This window comes from Agarivorans sp. TSD2052 (assembly GCF_023238625.1).
In the GTDB taxonomy this organism is placed as follows: Bacteria; Pseudomonadota; Gammaproteobacteria; order Enterobacterales; family Celerinatantimonadaceae; genus Agarivorans.
The window spans coordinates 3,837,934-3,857,500 of record NZ_CP096670.1; the positions used below are offsets into that span (position 1 = coordinate 3,837,934).

Annotated in this window: 18 protein-coding genes and 2 rRNA genes (1 of these 20 cut by a window edge); 2 read left to right on the top strand and 18 right to left on the bottom strand. The window is 44.9% G+C overall.

Annotated features, from left to right (window positions below):
* The 14 genes from M0C34_RS17480 to M0C34_RS17545 all read right to left on the bottom strand — a co-directional run bounded on the left by M0C34_RS17480 (position 1) and on the right by M0C34_RS17545 (position 13,621).
* Positions 1 to 1,245 (bottom strand): tetratricopeptide repeat protein, encoded by a 1,245-nt coding sequence (locus M0C34_RS17480; protein WP_248712951.1) that lies wholly within the window; start codon positions 1,243 to 1,245, stop codon positions 1 to 3.
* Positions 1,245 to 2,150 carry an ExeA family protein gene (locus M0C34_RS17485; RefSeq protein WP_305883138.1) on the bottom strand — a complete coding sequence of 302 codons (906 nt, stop codon included), beginning with the start codon at positions 2,148 to 2,150 and terminating at the stop codon, positions 1,245 to 1,247. Before M0C34_RS17485 ends, M0C34_RS17480 begins: the two co-directional genes overlap by 1 nt.
* A gap of 13 nt (positions 2,151 to 2,163) precedes the next feature.
* The gene (mshL, locus tag M0C34_RS17490) at positions 2,164 to 3,873 is read right to left on the bottom strand and encodes a pilus (MSHA type) biogenesis protein MshL (protein ID WP_248712952.1); all 1,710 of its coding nucleotides are present in this window, start codon (positions 3,871 to 3,873) and stop codon (positions 2,164 to 2,166) included.
* A 3-nt stretch (positions 3,874 to 3,876) separates the two neighbouring features.
* The gene (locus M0C34_RS17495; RefSeq protein WP_248712953.1) at positions 3,877 to 4,215 is read right to left on the bottom strand and encodes a hypothetical protein; all 339 of its coding nucleotides are present in this window, start codon (positions 4,213 to 4,215) and stop codon (positions 3,877 to 3,879) included.
* Positions 4,208 to 4,861, bottom strand: a complete 654-nt coding sequence (locus M0C34_RS17500) for a hypothetical protein (protein WP_248712954.1) — start codon at positions 4,859 to 4,861, stop codon at positions 4,208 to 4,210. The genes M0C34_RS17495 and M0C34_RS17500 overlap by 8 nt, the downstream gene beginning before the upstream one ends.
* The gene (locus tag M0C34_RS17505; protein WP_248712955.1) at positions 4,854 to 5,465 is read right to left on the bottom strand and encodes a PilN domain-containing protein; all 612 of its coding nucleotides are present in this window, start codon (positions 5,463 to 5,465) and stop codon (positions 4,854 to 4,856) included. The genes M0C34_RS17500 and M0C34_RS17505 overlap by 8 nt, the downstream gene beginning before the upstream one ends.
* Positions 5,462 to 6,343: a hypothetical protein gene (locus tag M0C34_RS17510; RefSeq protein ID WP_248712956.1), complete on the bottom strand. Its 882-nt coding sequence runs from the start codon at positions 6,341 to 6,343 to the stop codon at positions 5,462 to 5,464. Before M0C34_RS17510 ends, M0C34_RS17505 begins: the two co-directional genes overlap by 4 nt.
* A gap of 168 nt (positions 6,344 to 6,511) precedes the next feature.
* Complete coding sequence (locus tag M0C34_RS17515; protein ID WP_248712957.1) at positions 6,512 to 8,404, bottom strand: EAL domain-containing protein; 1,893 nt, start codon at positions 8,402 to 8,404, stop codon at positions 6,512 to 6,514.
* Between the two features lie 146 nt (positions 8,405 to 8,550).
* Positions 8,551 to 9,045, bottom strand: coding sequence for an acetolactate synthase small subunit (gene ilvN, locus M0C34_RS17520; RefSeq protein ID WP_248712958.1), 495 nt, complete (start codon positions 9,043 to 9,045; stop codon positions 8,551 to 8,553).
* Entirely contained in the window at positions 9,045 to 10,763 is a 1,719-nt protein-coding gene (locus M0C34_RS17525) for an acetolactate synthase 3 large subunit (RefSeq protein WP_248712959.1), read from the bottom strand. Before M0C34_RS17525 ends, ilvN begins: the two co-directional genes overlap by 1 nt.
* A 281-nt stretch (positions 10,764 to 11,044) precedes the next feature.
* On the bottom strand, positions 11,045 to 11,200 hold the full coding sequence (locus M0C34_RS17530) for a hypothetical protein (protein WP_248712960.1): 156 nt from the start codon (positions 11,198 to 11,200) through the stop codon (positions 11,045 to 11,047).
* A 20-nt stretch (positions 11,201 to 11,220) separates the two neighbouring features.
* The gene (locus M0C34_RS17535) at positions 11,221 to 12,327 is read right to left on the bottom strand and encodes an MJ1255/VC2487 family glycosyltransferase (protein ID WP_248712961.1); all 1,107 of its coding nucleotides are present in this window, start codon (positions 12,325 to 12,327) and stop codon (positions 11,221 to 11,223) included.
* A gap of 12 nt (positions 12,328 to 12,339) precedes the next feature.
* On the bottom strand, positions 12,340 to 12,828 hold the full coding sequence (locus tag M0C34_RS17540) for a phosphatase PAP2 family protein (protein ID WP_248712962.1): 489 nt from the start codon (positions 12,826 to 12,828) through the stop codon (positions 12,340 to 12,342).
* A gap of 142 nt (positions 12,829 to 12,970) precedes the next feature.
* The gene (locus M0C34_RS17545; protein WP_248712963.1) at positions 12,971 to 13,621 is read right to left on the bottom strand and encodes an NAD(P)H-binding protein; all 651 of its coding nucleotides are present in this window, start codon (positions 13,619 to 13,621) and stop codon (positions 12,971 to 12,973) included.
* A 183-nt stretch (positions 13,622 to 13,804) separates the two neighbouring features.
* Between M0C34_RS17545 and leuA the strand changes: the two genes are divergently transcribed.
* Together leuA and M0C34_RS17555 are read left to right on the top strand one after the other, a co-directional pair.
* Entirely contained in the window at positions 13,805 to 15,379 is a 1,575-nt protein-coding gene (gene leuA / locus M0C34_RS17550; RefSeq protein WP_248712964.1) for a 2-isopropylmalate synthase, read from the top strand.
* Positions 15,380 to 15,403: 24 nt separating this feature from the next.
* On the top strand, positions 15,404 to 16,369 hold the full coding sequence (locus M0C34_RS17555; protein WP_248712965.1) for a hypothetical protein: 966 nt from the start codon (positions 15,404 to 15,406) through the stop codon (positions 16,367 to 16,369).
* Here the strand turns inward: M0C34_RS17555 and M0C34_RS17560 are convergent.
* The 4 genes from M0C34_RS17560 to M0C34_RS17575 form a co-directional block, all read right to left on the bottom strand.
* A complete protein-coding gene (locus M0C34_RS17560) occupies positions 16,353 to 16,631 on the bottom strand; it encodes a PilZ domain-containing protein (protein ID WP_248712966.1) in 279 nt (92 codons plus the stop codon). The two genes, M0C34_RS17555 and M0C34_RS17560, sit on opposite strands and share 17 nt — an antisense overlap.
* 10 nt (positions 16,632 to 16,641) lie before the next feature.
* The gene (locus tag M0C34_RS17565; RefSeq protein ID WP_248712967.1) at positions 16,642 to 18,027 is read right to left on the bottom strand and encodes a PhoH family protein; all 1,386 of its coding nucleotides are present in this window, start codon (positions 18,025 to 18,027) and stop codon (positions 16,642 to 16,644) included.
* Between the two features lie 446 nt (positions 18,028 to 18,473).
* A 5S ribosomal RNA gene (rrf, locus tag M0C34_RS17570) occupies positions 18,474 to 18,589 on the bottom strand.
* 113 nt (positions 18,590 to 18,702) lie between these two features.
* A 23S ribosomal RNA gene (locus tag M0C34_RS17575) occupies positions 18,703 to 19,567 on the bottom strand (it continues 2,023 nt past the right edge of the window).

The window sequence follows — 19,567 nt, forward strand, 5'->3', positions numbered from 1 at the left end:
TTATTGCTCCAACTGTCGGATACGCGCTGCGACAAAGTCGCGAGAATGACTAGACAGCTGCCCTAACACTTCAGCTTGTCGATAGGCTGCTAAGGCCTCTTGGTACTGGGTTAACTTATCGTTTGCAATGGCATACCCTAACCACCAGCGAGCCCTTGATGGCTCATGCTTAACTAAGGTTTGATAAGCGCTTAAAGCCAATTCTTGTTTGTCTAAACGTTGAGCTAAACCAGCTAACATAGCGTAATAGTCGATATTGCCAGCAACATCAGGTTGGGCACTTTCTAAATAGAAGACCGCCTGCGGTAAGTTGTCTTGTTGTACAAAAATGCGAGCGAGCATTAAGCGGAATGAGCCACGAGACCGGTTAAGCTGAACCCCTTCTTCTAACAAATTTACCGCGGCACTTACGTCACCTCGACCAAATTGCAAAGCTGCCAGTTGTTCACGTACTTCATGGGCATAGTGATCCAGCTGCAAGGCCTTGGAGAATTCAGCTCTGGCATCGGTGGGTGAATGTCGGTCTAAAGCCTGAAAACCACGCTTGGTGTATAGCGCAACCTGTTGCTCACGGCTAAGTTTCAAGGGTTTAATTTCTAAACTGACGCTAGTATCCACAGTACTTGACTGTTGCTTACTCTCCTCAACAACAGGCTCTTCAACTACAGGTTTAGGCTCGTCTGGGAGTGTTTGAGCAGCTACCACAGCGCTAGGCTTTATGGGAGGCGGCTCGATAGCAGGTTTCGCTGATGCTTGGCTGCTTGGCCTTGGCTCAAGGGCTTTAGCTGTGCTACTAGTATCAAGGCTAACTTGTTTACCCGCGGTTGACTGCTCAGGCGCTTTAGACTGAACAACCACAGCTTCTGTTTCTGTTTCTATTTCTGGCATTGTGCTTGCGCTAGATGCCGCTTTTTGCGGCGCTACATCAGAAAGGCTAGTATCGGTTTCGGCTAAATCAACATCGATGGCAACAGCCACTGCCTGTAATTGCTCGGATAGATTAGGCCCCTGTTCCGAGGACCTGACAGGCGCTTCGCTAAGCACTTGTACATCACTCACATCATCTAAATTTTGAAAATAACGCAGCGCCAACCATGCTGAAATCAGCAGTGCTAACAAAGCGATAGCCATCAACACATAGGCGCGAACACTGCGCCCAGACTCTTCCACCAGCGGCGACATATTTTGCGCATTAGTTTGCTGTCGCTTATCAAGATCCTTCAACATCTGGTTAATAACGCTCATTATTGCGTCCCCAACCAAATAGCGGCGATAAGTCCAAGGCTAATTATGCTGACAGCCACAATGACAAGATTACGATAGTAGTGTGATAACACAGCATCTTCAGTATCTTGCACCGCTTGTTTTACCATAGCCACATTCACTTGCTGGGCGCCCTTTCCGTAACAAAGCATCAATACTTTGTGAGCCAATATGTTGATCAGCCTTGGAATGCCTCGACTGGCGCGAGTAAGCATTTTTAACGAGCGCGAGGTAAATAGCGGCCCTCCGCGATAGCCACTTAGATGTAACCGGTGCTGAATATAGCTGCTTATTTCATCATTTCTTAACGCGCGTAAGCGATAAGAGAAAGTAATTCGCTGGCGTAATTGACGAAGTTGGGTAGTGGCTAATCGCTGGTCCAATTCTGGTTGGCCAAACAAAACAACATGCAACAACTTACGTTGTTCCGTTTCTAAGTTACCCAACAAGCGAATAACCTCTAAGGCTTCATCACTTAAGGCCTGCGCCTCATCAATCAATAGCACTACCGGTCGCTCTAAACCGGCAAAATGGATCAGCTGATGATGAATTTGTTCTAATACCTTATGCGGTGACATTGACGCATCAAGCTGCAAGCCTAACTCGGCCGCTAAGGCTTGGTGTATTTGCTCGGCCGATAAGTTAGGGTTGGGTAAATAAGCAAACTGATATTGCTCAGATTTATCATTGAGCAGTTTACGGCATAATAAGGTTTTACCAGTACCCACTTCACCGCTCACTTTAATGAAGCCTTCACCTGATTGTAAGGCTGTTTGCAGCACTTGAATTGCTTCATCATGCGGTTGCAATGCTTGATACAAGCTAGTATTTGGTGTTAAACCAAATGGGGCCTGAGAAAGTCCAAAATACTCTAAATATACTGCCACTTACATTCGCCTACTAATCTTCAGGGTACCAAGCATTAAGCAGTTCTTGCGACTTCTTCAGCTCATTCTTCCAGGTGTCTTGCTGCACCACCGTTGGCTGAATCAAAATCACTAACTCTGTTTTAGAGGTAGATACCGCGCGGTTAGTAAACAGTTCACCTAAGCCAGGTATCGCGCCAAGAAAAGGGACTTGAGAGACTATTTCTTCTTGCTTCGAGCTCATTAAGCCACCAATCACCACAACGTCACCTGATTGCGCCTTAATCACCGTGTCTGTTTCACGAATATCACTTTGCGCCAGCGGTAAATCTAAGCTGTCACTTTCGCTACCAAAACTAATCACCTTGCGCTGCTCTTTTACATCGGTCACAGAGGGGTGAACATGCAGTAAAACTTGACCGTTATCATCAATTTGTGGGGTCACATCTAGGGCAACACCAGAAAAGAACGGGGTTAATTCAACACTGGGATTAGACACCGTACTGGTACCACTGATAGTGGTATTAGACACATCCGTTACAAAGTATTCATCAGTACCAACTTTAATCACTGCTTTTTGGTTATTTGAAGCGGTAATTCGCGGGCTAGATAGGACGTTTACATCACCCTGTGTTTGTAATAGTTTGACTACCGCTTGGAAGTTACCATCGGTGACGGTTAACGCCCCGCCCCCGCCAAGAATACTGCTAATAGCATCACCGGGGATTTGAGATACGCTATTAAATAATACTTCCGTCGAACCAAATACATCACCCGCGTTGGTCCAATCAATGCCTTGTTGGTAGCCATCACTTAAGGTGACTTCAATGATCTTGGCTTCAAGAATCACTTGCCGTTGTAAGTTTTTCTCAGATTTACTCAAAAAGGTTTTAATGGTGCGAATTTCGTCTGGAAATGCTCTAACCGTGACTAAACCGGCTTGCGGGCTCACCACTACCATTCGCCCATCATTGGCGTAAGAGGTGTCATTGCCGCGGTCACGACGCATATTAATACCGATCATTCCACGCAGGCTTTCTTCTAACTCGTACCAAAGGCGAGTTTCTGTTGCTGATTCAATTTTAGTACCGTTAAAGCTGCTATTTCGATTAGAGCCGGTACTGTTATTGTTGTTAGAGTTATTCGACGAATTATTCGATGAATTATTATTGGACGAGTTATTTGAAGAACTGTTATTCGAATTATTGTCATCGCTGTCGGTAATGCCACCTGAATTAATCCGCGTTCGCGTATATCCATAACGTTCAAGCATCAAGTAATTCAGTGGGATGGTTTCAATCCGCATACCAGCCGGATAGACATGTAATACCTTACCTTGGCGCTTAATGTCATAGCCATACATATCAGCCACCACATCAACGGCTTCTTTTAAGGTCACTTCTTTAAGCTTGAGGGTGATTTTCCCCTCAACCCCTGGGTGCATAGCCACGCTCAATGGCGAGCCTTTAATCAATGCAGGGAAAAAAGCCAAGGCGTCTACGTTACGCGCATTTACGTCAAAACGATGTTCAACCTGTAACAAATCATTTTGTTGCAGCGCTAGCTCTGGCATCAGTTCTGCTTGCACTTCTTCGGGTAAATCAGGTGCTGCTATAGGCGCTACCGTTTGCTGCTGTGCTTCATTTAAGGCTTGTTTTGCGTCAACAGGGTCTGGGCGCTTAGTGGTTTGACAGGCACTCAATAACACAATGCTAATGCCTAAAAATATCCGTTTAATATACATGTATTACTGCCCCTGCACAGTGATGCGTTTTACCGACACCTTGTCCAATTGAATTCGATATTGTTGGTTTTGTTTAACTAAGACTACGTAGTCTTGATGTACTTCGCTCAGGCTGTAGCCAGAGATGTGATCTTTAAGGCTAATAAAGCGTTGATTAAGTATCGCCCCCGGTTGCTCGCCACCAACGATAATGGCCTGCAAGCTAGGTAAGTAAGTTTTACTTTTAGCCTTCGACTGAGCTTGGTTGCGCGGCGGCGCAGTAGGGTCACTTAAGGTTTCAGCCTGCGCTGTCATAAGCGCAGGTAAGGCTAACCATATTGCAAGCAATGAATACTTAACCACTAATGAAATCCTTATTGGTGCTTAAAGTATAAATATTGATGATGATATCTGCCTTAGGGTACTGATCCACTTTATAATCAATGAGCTGCCACAAAAAACGCTGTGGCAAAGCCTCTAGAATTTCTAAGTATTTAACCAAAGGGAAATAGCTACCACTTAACTGTAAGCGAATACCATGGCGATAAAAATTAAGGCTATCACTAGACGTCTCGCTACTTGATAACACCGCTTGCGGGGCAATCGAGTCTAGTGCCACTAGGCTTAAGCCTTCATTTTTTTGTAACAACTTTTCGAGCACTTCGGCCATTTGCTCAACCGGAATTAAACCAGCTTGTTGCAACTCAAGCTTGCTGTCTATTTGGCTGAGCTGTGATTGCCAATGTTTTAGTTCGGCGTTGATCTCAGTATTGGGATCCTCACGCAGTTTATTCTTACTAAAGGCAATTAACTGCTGATTATCGTCTAACGCTTTAGATAGCTGCACAAATTCTTTTTCAGCTTTAACTTGCTTAATTAGCGCGGGTTCTAACCATAGATAGTAAGCAGGAAACCCGACAACCACTAAGCCCACACATAAAATGAGTATTCGTTCACGTAAGCTTAAGGCTGCAAAACGCGCTTGCCAATGGGACCATTGCTCAGTCATCCAGACCTCCTAAGACAACATCAGCAGAATGAGACCCACTTAAGCTAAAGTTAAGCTGCTGCTGCTCATCGCGATAGATTTTTAAACCAGCGAATTGCTGATTGGATAACTCTGGATAAGCTTGAAATTGCTTCAACCATTTTGGCACTGCATCACTTCGACTAGATTGACCCGTCAAGGCCATTTTGCCACGCTGTATCTGTATTTCGGTTAACCAAATTTGCTCGTTTGGGATCGAGGCTAAAGCGGTTAAAGAGGATGAAAAACCTTGATTAGCATAATTCTGCCCCTGTAAACGCTGATTTAACAGTCGCTTAAGTTTCACTTCTTGTTGTAATACATCAAGTTCACGCTGTAAATTTACATCAACGGCTCGTTGCTCAATGGCAGTTTTAAGCTTAGCCAGTTCCGCTTCTTGTTGTTTAACCAACTTGCGTTGCTGTGACGCTTTGAATACCGCGCTATCACTTTGATTCTGCTGCCAGATCCCCCAAACAAGCGCCACCACGGCGATCAGTACCCAAGACAACATAACCTGACGTAAGGATACCAGCTCTGGTTTGGGGCGAAACTCCTCGGTATAAAGGTTAATTCTCGTTTTCACGATAATCCCCCTTCCTGAAGGCCGCCAATGGCCGGCATTTGGTAGAAGAGCTGACTATCATCTATCGCTGATAGCTCCAGTAGAGACACTTTAGGGCCGAGATTTTGTTGCAATTGTTTCGCTATTTCGTCACAAAATCGACTAGGAATGGCTAGCTTGATCACATTCACTTCAGGCAATTTTAGGGTGGCACTAATATAGTCGATGGAGCGTTGCAGCTCTAGGCTCAAACTGTCGAAGAATGTTTGGGTAAACTCTATTTCTTGCATCTTACCTAAACTGGAAAAGGCGCGTAATTGACGGCTAAAACAAACTTGCCCTTGCCGGACCACGGTCAACTCCAAATCGCCACCTTTAGGCTGCCACAATAGCAACTGACAACGATCATTGACCTCTAATAGATTAACAGCAGCAAGGCTCTCAATAGTAATGCCTTCAACCGTAATATCCTGACGAGTGGCGATTTCAACCACCTGTTGGACAATTGATCTTTTAACACTGACCACATTTAGCTTTTCAGTTGCCATTGGCGCTACGGGCGCTTGGTAATAATCAACCACCAAATCTAACACCGGCTCTGCTACCATATCCTTAATGGTCCAAGGTACGGCTCCGGCTAATTCTTCTTCTGAAACGTTAGGTTTTTCGACTTGAAACTGCTGAAAATATTGACTGCCTAATACAAAGACAACTTGATGAGAACCGTTGATTTGGGCCTCTTTGCAAAGTGTTGCAAAAGCTTCAGGCCATTGCTCAATCGAACTGACCGGCGCTTCGAAGAGTTGCTGATGTTGATTAGCAAGAACCACAAGATCAGATCGCAAGTAGGCACAGCAGCGAATTTTTGCTGTTTTATTCCGCCAAAAAGCCAATCCCATCTACTGTCCTTTAATGCATCCATGTATTTAATAGTTTTTAGTGTAAACGCTTCTGTTATTTTTGAAAGACTTAGCCAACAAATATGTGCCTTTTCTCCACTATCTGAGGACATAATTTAGATTTCTGACGATTAATGAATCAAACGCAAATAAAACATCAGCAACAGACTAGATCGGCTCTGGCTTACTAAACCAAAAACCTTGACCACAGTGAACCCCCAATCGTTGTAATACTCGCCACTCTTCGTTGCGTTCTACACCAACAGCAATCACTTGTACCCGGTCTGCACAACTGGCAATCAACGAGCTTACCGCCAGCTGATTAACTTGGCGGACTTGAATATCTCTGACCAAACTAGCATGCAATTTTACATATTCAAGTGTTAGTTCACTGATGTATTGAGTGCTAACTACGTGTTGACCTGCGCGCTCAACGGCGATCTTGATGCCTTTTTTATTGAGCGCCTTTAAACGCAATAACTCGGTATCATTTAATTTGGAGAGCTGAGTTTCGGGAAACTCTAATATCAGTTTTTGGCATTCTTTATAGGGCGTAGAAAACACCCATTGCAATAGCTCGCGCATAACTGACTGCTTGATCACGGTGGCGATATTCAAATTAATACTGATAGGGGTTCGCGAATACTTGGCATATTTCATGGCAAAGTTTAATCCGTGCTGATCAAAGGCCACCTGCAAACCGCTTTTCTCGGCCCACGGTAAAAATACCCCTGCGTTGATAACCTCCCCTTGGTAGTCGGTAATCCGCGCCAGCAGTTCGTTATAACAAACCCCGCCATGTTCGTCATACACTGATTGCTGATAGTAATGAATACCGTCATTGCTTATGACATGCTGCAATAATGTTCGCCAGCGCACCGACCCCTTGCCGGTTTGTGAAGAACTCAGATCTCTGGCCACTAAAAACCAACCATTGTGCCGCTGCATTTGCGCCACTCGTAGTGCATCTTCAGCTTGCTCGATCACTAATTGTGCATTATCGCCATACTCATAACCTGCAATACCGATATAGAAGAAGTCATCTGCATCAGCCACCTCAGGCAAAGAGATGCGCTCTAGCTGTTTTAAAATACCTGCAGCAGCCTCTTCAGCTTCATTCAAAGTAGATAAGGGCATTAACAAAGCAAAGGCATCGCCACTGTAACGCGCCAAATTCACGTCAATATTTCGCTGAGTATATTGCTTTAAGGTTTGCGCACATTGCTGCAATATGGTGTCACCTTCATTACGCGCATATTGATAATTCACATCATCCATACCGCGCAAATAAATCAACATTACCGCGCCAGTATGCGCATCTGCATCACCAATTTCGGCTTCCAACTGGTTATAAAAATGGGTCCGATTAGAGAGCTGCGTGAGTTCATCTACAAAGGCATTATTGCGAATAATACAATCAAATCGACTACGCTCTTGGCGTGCTTCGATAAGCTCATTGATTAACTGGCAGATGGCCTTGCTCGCTGCATTTGGCCATTCTTTGGGGTGGCCGTCTTTAACATCTCGCAGCCGTCCAGCTAACACTTGATTACCTCTTGATTGCAGTAATTCTGCACCATACATACTGCTCTTTAGCCAGCGAAAAACGGCTATCAAGCCGAATGCCACTATCAGCAATCCGCCCACAATGCCTAACATGGCTTCTGGCTCGTAGCTAAGCTGCTTAAAAGGACGTTCAACCCAAATCTGAATGGTAAAATCGGCATGGGCTTTCAGTGGGTAACGATAAGCCACTAGACTATTTGTTCCACCGCTGTAATTAAGCTCACGAAAAGTGTATAAAACCCCTCCTCGGTTTGAAACTTCTAACACTTGAATATTATGCGCCCGCAACCAATTAGGTAACCACTGGGCAAACTCAGGGGTGTCTGGCTGCACACTCAATTGGCCATCAATAACATCAACCACTGAACGTAACTGGTGTTGTTGTTGATTGAAGGCTAACTGCCTAAAGGTTAAGGCACCACCCAGAAGCACCAGTAACACTGCACCTACAACACAGCTGATGGTGAAAATAATAATTCTATTCGAAAACTTCATGCGTGGTGTTCCTCACCGTTCAAACTCTGTCGGCTTATCATCCTGTAGCTCGACCTAGGTTTGAGTATATCAGTTAATCCCAATAAGCTTGGCTGTAAAACAAAAAAGACCAGCCTAGGCTGGTCTTTAACTCACGATAAGAAAGTTTAAGGGCGAAGCATACGCTCACCGCGGCTCATGCCACATACGCCACTTCTTACCACTTCCAAAATCTCAGTAGACTGAGCGAGAGTTTTCACACAAGCATCCAACTTAGCGCTATCACCGCTCAGCTGCATTATATACATGCTAGGGGTAACATCGACGATTTGACCACGGAAAATGTCACAAGTTCGCATGACTTCTTCACGAACACCGCCAGCCGCGCGTACTTTAACCAGCATAATTTCGCGTTCAACGTGCTCTGCTTCGGTTAGCTCGGAAACCTTAAGTACATCAACCAGCTTATTTAATTGCTTGGTAATTTGTTCAATGGTGTTTTCGTCACCAAAAGTACAAATACTCATACGTGATAAGGTGGGATCTTCAGTGGTCGAAACCGTTAAAGAATCGATGTTGAAACCACGCTGAGAGAACAAGCCCGTCACACGAGATAGCGCGCCGGCTTCATTTTCTAATAAAACTGAAATAATTCGGCGCATTAAGTTCTCTCCGTTTTACTTAGCCACATATCTTTCATCGCTTCGGTTTTAATTTGCATCGGATAAACGTGCTCTTCTGGGTCAACCATGATGTCCATGAACACCACTCGGTCTTTCATCGAGAAAGCTTTTTCCATCGCCGCATCTAACTCATCAGGATGATTAACCTGCATCCCAACGTGGCCGTAGGCTTCCGCTAATTTAACGAAGTCTGGAACCGAATCCATATAAGAATGAGATTGACGCCCATCGTAGAACATTTTTTGCCACTGCTTAACCATCCCTAATGAACGGTTGTTTAGCGATACAATCACCACTGGTACGTTATATTGCAAACAAGTAGATAGCTCTTGAATATTCATCTGAATGGAACCATCGCCGGTCACACACGCTACGGTTGCATCAGGAAATGCAAACTTAACCCCCATGGCAGCAGGAAAACCAAAGCCCATTGTGCCTAAACCACCAGAGTTGATCCAACGACGCGGCTTGTCAAAAGGATAATATAAGGCGGCAAACATTTGATGCTGCCCCACATCCGAGGTGACATAAGCATCGCCCTTAGTCACGCGATACATCGACTCAATCACTTGCTGAGGCTTAATAACCGTGTCACTTTTGGCATAGTTTAAACACTTACGGCTGCGCCATTGGTCAACTTGTGCCCACCAATCTTTCAAGCTATCGGCATCATTTTTTGCACCGGTTTCTTCGATACACTCAAGCATTTGGTCAATCACAGCATCTACGGATCCAACAATGGGAATATCAGCACGAACCGTTTTTGAGATAGACGTTGGGTCAATATCAATATGCAGAATGGTCGCATTCGGGCAGAACTTGGCCACGTTGTTAGTCACACGATCATCAAAGCGCGCACCAACAGCAAAAATCACATCGGCATTGTGCATCGACATGTTTGCTTCATAGGTACCGTGCATTCCTAACATACCCACAAACCGCGGATCGGTTGAGGAAAATGCACCTAAACCCATTAAGGTTGAGGTAACAGGCATATTGAATAAGTCGACCAACTGACTAATTTGTTCACCGGCTTCGGCCATAATGGCACCACCGCCGACATAGAGAACAGGCCTTTCGGCTTCAGCTAAAGCTTTAACGGCTTTTTTAATCTGTCCTTTGTGACCCGTTAACGTAGGATTGTAAGATCGCATGCTAACGGATTTAGGGTATTCATAAGGAAATTTTAATAAGGGGTTTTGAACATCTTTGGGTAAATCAATCACCACCGGACCTGGTCGCCCAGTGGCCGCGATGTAATAGGCTTTTTTGATAGCAGCAGGGATATCTTCAGCTTTCTTAACTAAGAAGCTATGTTTAACCACTGGACGTGAAACGCCAATCATGTCTGTTTCTTGGAAGGCATCTTGACCAATTAGGCTAGTTGGTACTTGACCAGACAATATCACCAAAGGCACAGAATCCATGTAGGCTGTAGCAATGCCAGTAATCGTATTTGTTGCACCGGGACCAGAGGTCACCAATACCGTACCTACTTCACCAGTTGCGCGTGCATAACCGTCGGCCATATGCACAGCAGCCTGCTCGTGCCTAACCAAAACATGCTCAATATCACTACTATCAAATAGCGCATCATAAACATCTAATACTGAGCCGCCAGGGTAACCAAATATGTGTTTAATACCCTGATCTTGCAAACAGCGGACGACCATTTCGGCGCCGGATAACTTCTCCATGTTCAAGCCTCCAGGCTTTATTTATTTTAATTGTGGGGAAAATTCATTGTGTTGCGGGAAATGGGACTAAAAAATCCTGTCTTCCAAGATTAGCACTTTAACGTTTCTTGCCCCCCAGCGTCTATGCTTTTGTCGCGCCTTTCTAAGCTTTTTAGCAGCAAATCATATAAACAAGTCACACAAAAGCCGGCGAAATTAAGAACAATAAGTCGACAATTAAACAAAGAGCCAGATAGTTACAAAGTAACCCACTGGCTCTTACTTGTATTTCGTTCAAAAAGTTACTTTATGGCGTCATGTTCTTCGGTCAACCAAATTTGCTGTTCTGGGTCTGAATCTTCACTTACCGAAATGCTTACCCCCATATCGTACAGTTCCTGCAGGGTGACATTGTTCGCAAGCTCCATCACTTCCCCATCTTCATTTGTAAATCGCATGTCTCCTCCTCCCTAATAGGCTAGCCAGACACTTTAATTCTAGTCCATGAATTCCTGCTTGTTGATTTATCAGCGTCTATATTTGCCATTAGTAATTGGCTTGCTGCGGGGTAACTCACTTGTTGCCACATTGCCTTGGCCATCACTAACAAATCTTGCCATTCACCAGATTGAATGCACAAGGCCAGTTCAGCGGCAACATCAGGGTATTTAACCGCTTCACTCTGCTCTAGCTGTAACCACGAATCTAATAAATAGGGCTCTAGGCTTTCCGCCACTTGGGCCAAGCCAAGGCTGTGTAAAGTATAGGCATTGGTCACTTGTTCAAATTGACCGAGTAAGGGTTTCACCAGTACTTTTTTGCCAGCAGCCATAGCTTCCGACGGTAACTCAAATCCGGCATTACAGAACACCCCCGCACATTGACTTAGCGCGCTTAAAAAGCCTTTTCGATCAATCGGCCGCAATTGAACATTTTGATCCTGACTTGGCTGAGTGATAGCAGGATGAAAGCAGACAAACTGATAACCGGTAAATCGACGTAATAGCGGTAATACTTGATCCAAGGTCTCAAAGGGTAAATACACTAAGATACTGCCGTTATTGCTGATGTTTTCTAAGCGCTCAACCAATGGCGGGATAATTGCCTGTTGAAAATCACACCAATGTACGCCCAGATTATGTTTACAAGGTGAAAAATAACGCACTAACAGTTTGCTCCAAACGCCCATTTCTTTGGTGGGTATGTCATGCAAAAATGCCGCTTGGTGCGAAATAGAGAGACTGGGTAGCCCCTGCAATTTTGCAGCCCATGCACTCACTGGCTCAAAGTCATTAATCAGCAAGTCATATTGGGAGAGGTCCAAGCTGGTTACGTCATGAGCAAAACGAACCAGCGCCAAATGCCGAAAGGTCGCCCACTTATCTACTTTGCCGTGGCGGTGATAAAAACTAATCCCCTTTACACTTTGATACTCACCAAACTCAGCCACCTCTGGTTGCTTTCCCACTCGGCCCGACATTAATACGTCGACCTCAATTCCCTGCTTTTTCAATGCAGAACAAAGCAAACGTGCCCGAGTAATATGGCCATTACCCGTCCCTTGAACACCATAAAGAATCCGCATTATCGTCACTTCCTAAATTAAACTATAAACAATGACTAGACCTAGACACGCCCCAGCAATGACGTCGCTGACAAAATGCACTCCCAACAACACCCTAGAGAACGCAATTAAGCCAGCCCAGCAAAAGGCCAACATAGCCCAAGAAGGGAACACCTCAGCTACGCACGCAGCCATAACAAAAGCCCCAGCACTGTGTCCAGAGGGAAAACTGAAACGATCTGAGGGACAAATAAATACCGGAAGTGATTGCGGGCGGTCACGGCGAAAAATTTGCTTTAGCAATAAATAAGCCAGTAACTCTAAAGCAAAAGCAGGTAGCGCTAGGCTTAAAAAAGGGGCGGCAAAAGGGCTAAAAGCAATCGCCCCGCCCAAAAGTGCATAGTAATAACCATCTCCTGAATGAGAAACTACCTTAGCCATACTCGCAATCTGTCGATTGAAACGATGCCCCAAACATGTGGCTGATATGGCGTAATCCCACCGGTTTAGTCGCTGTAACATACAACTCTCCTTCTCAGTGCCTTCGCTAAGATTGGATAAGTTGCTTTACCGGGAAATGAAAGAAAATTGACAAAACGATGACACAGAAGGCTTAGCTTGCGATCAGTTTGAGATAAACCGATAGATACGCGGCCCCTTAGACTTAACTAAATAGCGTCTCCTTTTCAAAAACCTGCTGCCGTTCAACCGTGGAACTATTGGCTTTGCTTATCATTAATTGCGCAAGATCTTCTGCCCGAATACCTCTCCAAGCCTTCAGTGGTGAATAAGTAAAACCAAATAAGGGCTGCATGGCTGCTACCACCTGCTCAGAAAACCGCGGGCTTGAACGCTCTCCCAGCAGAGGGCCGGGGCGAAAAATCATTAAGCGCTCGAATTGTAAACTCGCGAGTTGTTGCTCAAGCTCACCTTTCAAGCGTAGGTAATAAGCAGAAGAATTTGCATTAGCCATTAGTGACGAGATAACTAAACAGTCTTGCACCTGATGTTGCTTGGCGATTGTGGCTAACTGTATAGGCAGATCCAAGTCAATTTGCCGCATCACTTGTTTGCTGCCTGCTTGTTTGAGGGTTGTACCTAAACAGATAAACAAACTATGACCTTGTAGCAGATACTGCCAATCTTCAATGTGGTCAAAATCTACCAAATGTTCTTCCAGCGCTTCAGCTTTTATATCTAGACCACGGCGGGCAACCACCACTACCTTTCCCCAACGAGTATCATCAAGTAACTGTCGCACCAACTCGCGTCCAACTAGGCCTGTAGCACCCACTACTATTGCTGTTTTCTTCACGCCTAACACTCCTATTAATTTATCGCGTAAGTGGCTAGCTCAATTTACGCTTAACCAGTAAGATGTGAGCTTGCTAAAATAGCCACAAACGTGTGCACTTTAAATATGTCGTACTAATCATAAACCTAATCGACTACGCATGCTGTTAGGCAAACACAGATAACAATAGACAAGGATTAATTAATGTCTGATCTAGTCAAAATTTTTGATACAACCTTACGTGATGGCGAACAAGCACTAGCAGCCAGTTTAACCGTGAAAGAAAAGCTGCAAATAGCCTTTGCCCTGGAACGTTTAGGTGTAGACATTATGGAAGTTGGCTTTCCTATCTCTTCGCCCGGCGATTTTGATTCGGTGCAAACCATTGCTCGGGAAATCAAAAATTCAACGGTATGTGCACTATCTCGCGCCCTGCCTAAAGACATTGATGTGGCAGCCGAAGCACTAAAAGTCGCTGAAGCCTTCCGTATTCACACCTTTATATCCACCTCTACTGTGCATGTAGAAAGTAAACTTAAACGTAGTTTTGACGACGTATTAGATATGGCGGTAAAAGCGGTAAAACATGCCCGTAACTACACTAACGATGTAGAATTTTCTTGTGAGGATGCAGGCCGTACTCCTATTGATAACCTATGCCGCATGGTTGAAGCCGCTATCAAAGCAGGGGCAACTACCGTTAATATTCCCGATACCGTAGGCTACACGGTACCTAGCGAGTTTGGTGGCATCATTACTCAACTATTCAACCGCGTACCCAACATTGACCAAGCCATTATCTCAGTGCACTGCCATGATGATTTAGGCTTGTCGGTGGCCAACTCTATCGCAGCGGTACAGCAAGGCGCGCGGCAAATTGAATGTACCTTAAACGGTATTGGAGAACGCGCGGGTAATTGTTCACTGGAAGAAGTGGCGATGATCATCAACACACGAAAAGATCAACTAGGCGGCTTAACCACCAATATTAAATCACAAGAGATTTACCGTGCTAGCCAATTAGTTAGCCACCTATGCAATATGCCTGTGCAGGCGAACAAAGCCATTGTTGGCAGCAACGCGTTTTCTCATTCCTCTGGTATTCACCAAGATGGCATGCTGAAAAACGAAAACACCTATGAAATCATGACCCCAGAAAGCATAGGTTTAAATAAAAACAGCTTAAACCTTACCTCACGTTCGGGCCGCCATGTGATTAAACATCGCATGGCTGAATTAGGTTACAGCGAAAATGATTACGACTTAAATGAACTATACGACAGCTTCTTAGAGTTGGCAGACCGTAAAGGCCAAGTATTTGATTATGACTTAGAAGCATTGGTATTTTTCAACAATCTACAAGATGAATCAGAGCATTACCGTTTGGAGTATTTAAGTGCCCAAAGTGGCTCGGATGTGGTCTCTACTGCTACAGTTAAACTCATTGCTGGAGAGGAGACTATTCTTGAAGCCTCCACCGGTAACGGCCCTATTGATGCGGCTTATCGCTGTTTAAGAAAAATAACGGGCTATGATATCAAGATTGATGATTACACCATTGAAGCCGCTGGCGGTGGGACCAGCGCCGCGCAAAAATCAGATATTAAAGACGCTTTAGGTAAAGCAGACATTGTTGCTAACTACCAAGGGCGTAAATATCACGGTATGGGTCTAGCCACCGACATTGTTGAAGCGTCCGCCAAGGCCTTCGTTCATGTGTTAAATCATATCCATCGTGCCGAGCAGATCGCTAAACAAAAGCAATCAAAACTTAGCTAATTGCCAATAAAAGACCGGAGGTAAATGATGATACGCTTAAGCTTGTTAGTCATTTTCTCCGGCTTATTCTCTGGGCTTAGCCAAGCTGAACAACTCCGCTTTGAACGTAACGCAGGGCACTACGCCTACCTTTGGAATGACCAACAACATCAGCAACAGCAACTTCAATTTGAGCTACTCAACTATCCTCACAAACTCACCAAGTTTATCCAATACCGACCCAAACACGCACAGCAATACGTATTAGCTCAGCTCAAAACGAGTGTAAATAAGATTGATCCTAAACGCGCTCAAGTTAACTTTAGCAGCGACAATGGTCAGCTCAATTATCAATTAAAAGGTAATGACCAAGCCCTACTTAAGCAACTAGCAGCCAGCCTAAATGAAGAAATAAACCAGCATTATCAAGACTATTTAACACAACAGTACTTTGTAGAAAAAAAGACGGCTGATGGCCAAGTAGGAATCATGCCCGACCACAATCGGTTTGCCCATGAAAGCGCGCAATACCTGTTTAGTTGGTTGAGTAATAGTTTACATGCATTAGGTGATAAACAGTCCGATACTCGAGAAGTTACCAACTATTTACTGGGTTTTGTTCAGTCGATTCCCTATAACCCCTTGCGATCGAGAGATAACTTACGCGGGGCTGGCTACCTTACACCCATTCAGGTCATTAGGAACAACCTAGGCGACTGTGACAGCAAAACGACTTTAATCGCTAGCGCTTTAAAGACCGTGTTCCCACGTTTAGATGTGGTCATTATTTATGTGCCCAATCATGCCTTATTGGCGATATCCGTTGCGCCGCGAGCAGATGATGAAACCGTAGAGATAAACGGAAGAAAATACGTATTAGCTGAACCAACCGGACCAGCCTTATATAAGTTAGGAGAGGTAGCTAAAACCAGCGCCCAGTACATTCGCGCAGGCTTTTACACCTACCAACGAATGAACTGGACAGCACCGGAATTTAAGACAGAGAAGTAAACTCAATCGCACAGTCGACATTCACATCACCGTTACAGCGAACGACTTTTCCTTTAGCGCTAAAGGGAGCGACACCTTCGCCACTAAGCGCGACTTCGACCTCATCACCTAAAACTAGTTGCACCCCTTTTAGGCTAATCCCCATACCGGTAGCACTTAAGTCTTTACATACACCGGAATAGCTTTGCTGACCAACCCAAATCCGTAGTTCAGCATCAATCAACATACGGTGAAATGCACGTTTGTTTGCGTCTCCAATCATCTTTTACCTTCTATAGTTTCTCTTCTGCAAATGAGGCTAAACGGCTCCTAACCACACCATTTAAGTAAACATTTGCACTGCCATCAAAATCTTTAAACCGCTCAACAATATAGGTTAAACCAGACGTAACCGCCGACAAATAGTTACTGTCTATTTGCGCTAAGTTGCCACAGCATACCAATTTGGTTCCTTCTCCGCAGCGGGTAATAATGGTTTTAAGCTGAGAAGCCGTCAAATTTTGACACTCATCTAAAAACACAAACGCATTCTGTATACTCCGCCCACGCATGAAATTGACCGATTTAAACTGAATATTGGCTTTTTCCATTATGTAGTTCATTGAGCCTGACATTGACTCATCATGTTTATGCAACACTTCTAGCGTATCGGTAATAGCCGCTAACCAAGGGGCCATCTTTTCTTCTTCGGTACCGGGTAAAAAACCAATTGATTCTGCTATTTCGGGGGTGTTTCTAGTGACAATAATTTTGTCGTAAATGCCTTTCTCCACGACCATTTCTAGTGCGGCAGCCATTGCTAACAAGGTTTTACCGCAGCCAGCAGGACCGGTTAGTATCACCAAATCGATACTCGGGTCTAGCAGTGCATCAAAGGCCATCCCTTGATAAATATTCTTGGGGTGAACTCCCCAAGCGTGTTTTGCCATTAAGCGTTCATAGCCAAGATCAAGCAACTCTACTTTTTGCTCATCTTTTTTCAGGACTCTGGCAGCGAAGCTTTTTGTATCATCGATAATGTATTGGTTAACATAACAAGGCCCAACTATTTCAGCGTCCACCACATGATGAGTATCACGTCCTTCTGAGCTACTATCGCAGTCTTTAACTCGGCCCCAAAAGCTGCCTTCAAATTCAACAAAACCCTTTGCCAGCAGACGTATATCATCAATTAGTTGGTCTGTTCGATAGTCTTCGACCCGCTCTAAACCGGCGCCTTTCGCTTTAAGCCGCATATTGATGTCTTTAGTGACGAGGATGACTTCACGTGGTGCATATTTAGACTGCAAGTATAAAGCGGCGTTAATAATTCGGTTATCCGGCTCGTCATCGGTGAAGGTTTGTAGCTGTTTTTTCAGAGTATGATCAGCGAAGATAGCTACTTTACCGCTAACCTGGTTATCCGCTTCATTCTGTAACTGAATACCGTTAATAATTTGCTCGGGAGAGGCCGAGGCAAAAACATCTTCAAGCGAGCGTATCGCCACTCTAGCGTCACGGCTCACATCTTTTTGTCTGTCTTTAATCCGGTCTAATTCTTCTAGTACCGTCATCGGAATGACTACATCGTGTTCTTGAAAAGAGTATATTGCGAGGGGTTCGTGCAGCAGCACATTGGTATCGAGAATGAACAGTTTACTTAGGGAATCATTTTCCATATTTGCCCTCCATAGGCCCATGGGTGATCTAAGAATCGTGCAAACTTCAATCTCAAGTTAAAACATCCTGTTCATGTTTACAAACTTTTCAGTGCAAGCACACAACTAGATGAACAATATTTAAACAAACATCCAGCGAAGCTATGCGTTAAGTCGCTAGGTTTTGTTGGTGTTATTTAATGTAGAGAAAAAATAGCCAGTCCCCTGCACCTAATTCTTATAACCAAGCAGCGATTTATTTAAGGCATAAAAAAAGCCTATCCCTTAGGATAGGCCTTCTCTAAATAGGTGCGCAGCATAGCGGCTTTCACTTCAGCCTGAAAAAGCATGCTTATCTATGGCTATCTATGGCCATCGACTCAGCATGGTAGCCTGTGGCTAAAAGCCTGTGACTAAATCTCAGGCATAAAAAAACCCTGCTCATAGAGCAGGGCTTTTTATTTGGAGCCTGGCAGTGACCTACTTTCACATGGGGAGACCCCACACTATCATCGGCGCAGTTGCGTTTCACTTCTGAGTTCGGCATGGGTTCAGGTGGGTCCACAACGCTATTGCCACCAGGCAAAAACTTGTTGTCTTTAACATTCGAAAAAGCTGAAAACATCCCACGAGTATAACAAGTACTCTTGGTCATAAAAAATAAGATGTCTATAAGCAACACCACTTGGGTGTTGTATGGTTAAGCCTCACGGGTAATTAGTACAAGTTAGCTCAATGCCTCACAGCACTTACACACCTTGCCTATCAACGTTGTAGTCTCCAACGGCCCTTCAGAGGACTTAAAGTCCTAGTGAGAATTAATCTCAAGGCCTGCTTCCCGCTTAGATGCTTTCAGCGGTTATCAGTTCCGAACGTAGCTACTGGGCAATGCTATTGGCATAACAACCCAAACACCAGCGGTTCGTCCACTCCGGTCCTCTCGTACTAGGAGCAGCTCCTTTCAATTCTCAAACGCCCACGGCAGATAGGGACCGAACTGTCTCACGACGTTCTAAACCCAGCTCGCGTACCACTTTAAATGGCGAACAGCCATACCCTTGGGACCGACTTCAGCCCCAGGATGTGATGAGCCGACATCGAGGTGCCAAACACCGCCGTCGATATGAACTCTTGGGCGGTATCAGCCTGTTATCCCCGGAGTACCTTTTATCCGTTGAGCGATGGCCCTTCCATACAGAACCACCGGATCACTATGACCTACTTTCGTACCTGCTCGACGTGTCTGTCTCGCAGTTAAGCTGGCTTATGCCATTGCACTAACCGTACGATGTCCGACCGTACTTAGCCAACCTTCGTGCTCCTCCGTTACTCTTTGGGAGGAGACCGCCCCAGTCAAACTACCCACCAGACACTGTCCGCAATCCCGATAAGGGACCAACGTTAGAACATCAACACTACAAGGGTGGTATTTCAAGGTCGGCTCCACATCATCTAGCGACAACGCTTCAAAGCCTCCCACCTATCCTACACATGTAGGGTCAATGTTCAGTGTCAAGCTGTAGTAAAGGTTCACGGGGTCTTTCCGTCTAGCCGCGGGTAC

Excerpts from the sequence above, each read along its gene's own strand:
- M0C34_RS17480 (WP_248712951.1), bottom strand. The coding sequence starts at position 1,245 with ATGAGCGTTATTAACCAGATGTTGAAGGATCTTGATAAGCGACAGCAA.
- mshL (WP_248712952.1), bottom strand. The coding sequence starts at position 3,873 with ATGTATATTAAACGGATATTTTTAGGCATTAGCATTGTGTTATTGAGT.
- M0C34_RS17500 (WP_248712954.1), bottom strand. The coding sequence starts at position 4,861 with ATGACTGAGCAATGGTCCCATTGGCAAGCGCGTTTTGCAGCCTTAAGC.
- M0C34_RS17510 (WP_248712956.1), bottom strand. The coding sequence starts at position 6,343 with ATGGGATTGGCTTTTTGGCGGAATAAAACAGCAAAAATTCGCTGCTGT.
- M0C34_RS17515 (WP_248712957.1), bottom strand. The coding sequence starts at position 8,404 with ATGAAGTTTTCGAATAGAATTATTATTTTCACCATCAGCTGTGTTGTA.
- ilvN (WP_248712958.1), bottom strand. The coding sequence starts at position 9,045 with ATGCGCCGAATTATTTCAGTTTTATTAGAAAATGAAGCCGGCGCGCTA.
- M0C34_RS17525 (WP_248712959.1), bottom strand. The coding sequence starts at position 10,763 with ATGGAGAAGTTATCCGGCGCCGAAATGGTCGTCCGCTGTTTGCAAGAT.
- M0C34_RS17530 (WP_248712960.1), bottom strand. The coding sequence starts at position 11,200 with ATGCGATTTACAAATGAAGATGGGGAAGTGATGGAGCTTGCGAACAAT.
- M0C34_RS17535 (WP_248712961.1), bottom strand. The coding sequence starts at position 12,327 with ATGCGGATTCTTTATGGTGTTCAAGGGACGGGTAATGGCCATATTACT.
- M0C34_RS17540 (WP_248712962.1), bottom strand. The coding sequence starts at position 12,828 with ATGTTACAGCGACTAAACCGGTGGGATTACGCCATATCAGCCACATGT.
- leuA (WP_248712964.1), top strand. The coding sequence starts at position 13,805 with ATGTCTGATCTAGTCAAAATTTTTGATACAACCTTACGTGATGGCGAA.
- M0C34_RS17555 (WP_248712965.1), top strand. The coding sequence starts at position 15,404 with ATGATGATACGCTTAAGCTTGTTAGTCATTTTCTCCGGCTTATTCTCT.
- M0C34_RS17560 (WP_248712966.1), bottom strand. The coding sequence starts at position 16,631 with ATGATTGGAGACGCAAACAAACGTGCATTTCACCGTATGTTGATTGAT.
- M0C34_RS17565 (WP_248712967.1), bottom strand. The coding sequence starts at position 18,027 with ATGGAAAATGATTCCCTAAGTAAACTGTTCATTCTCGATACCAATGTG.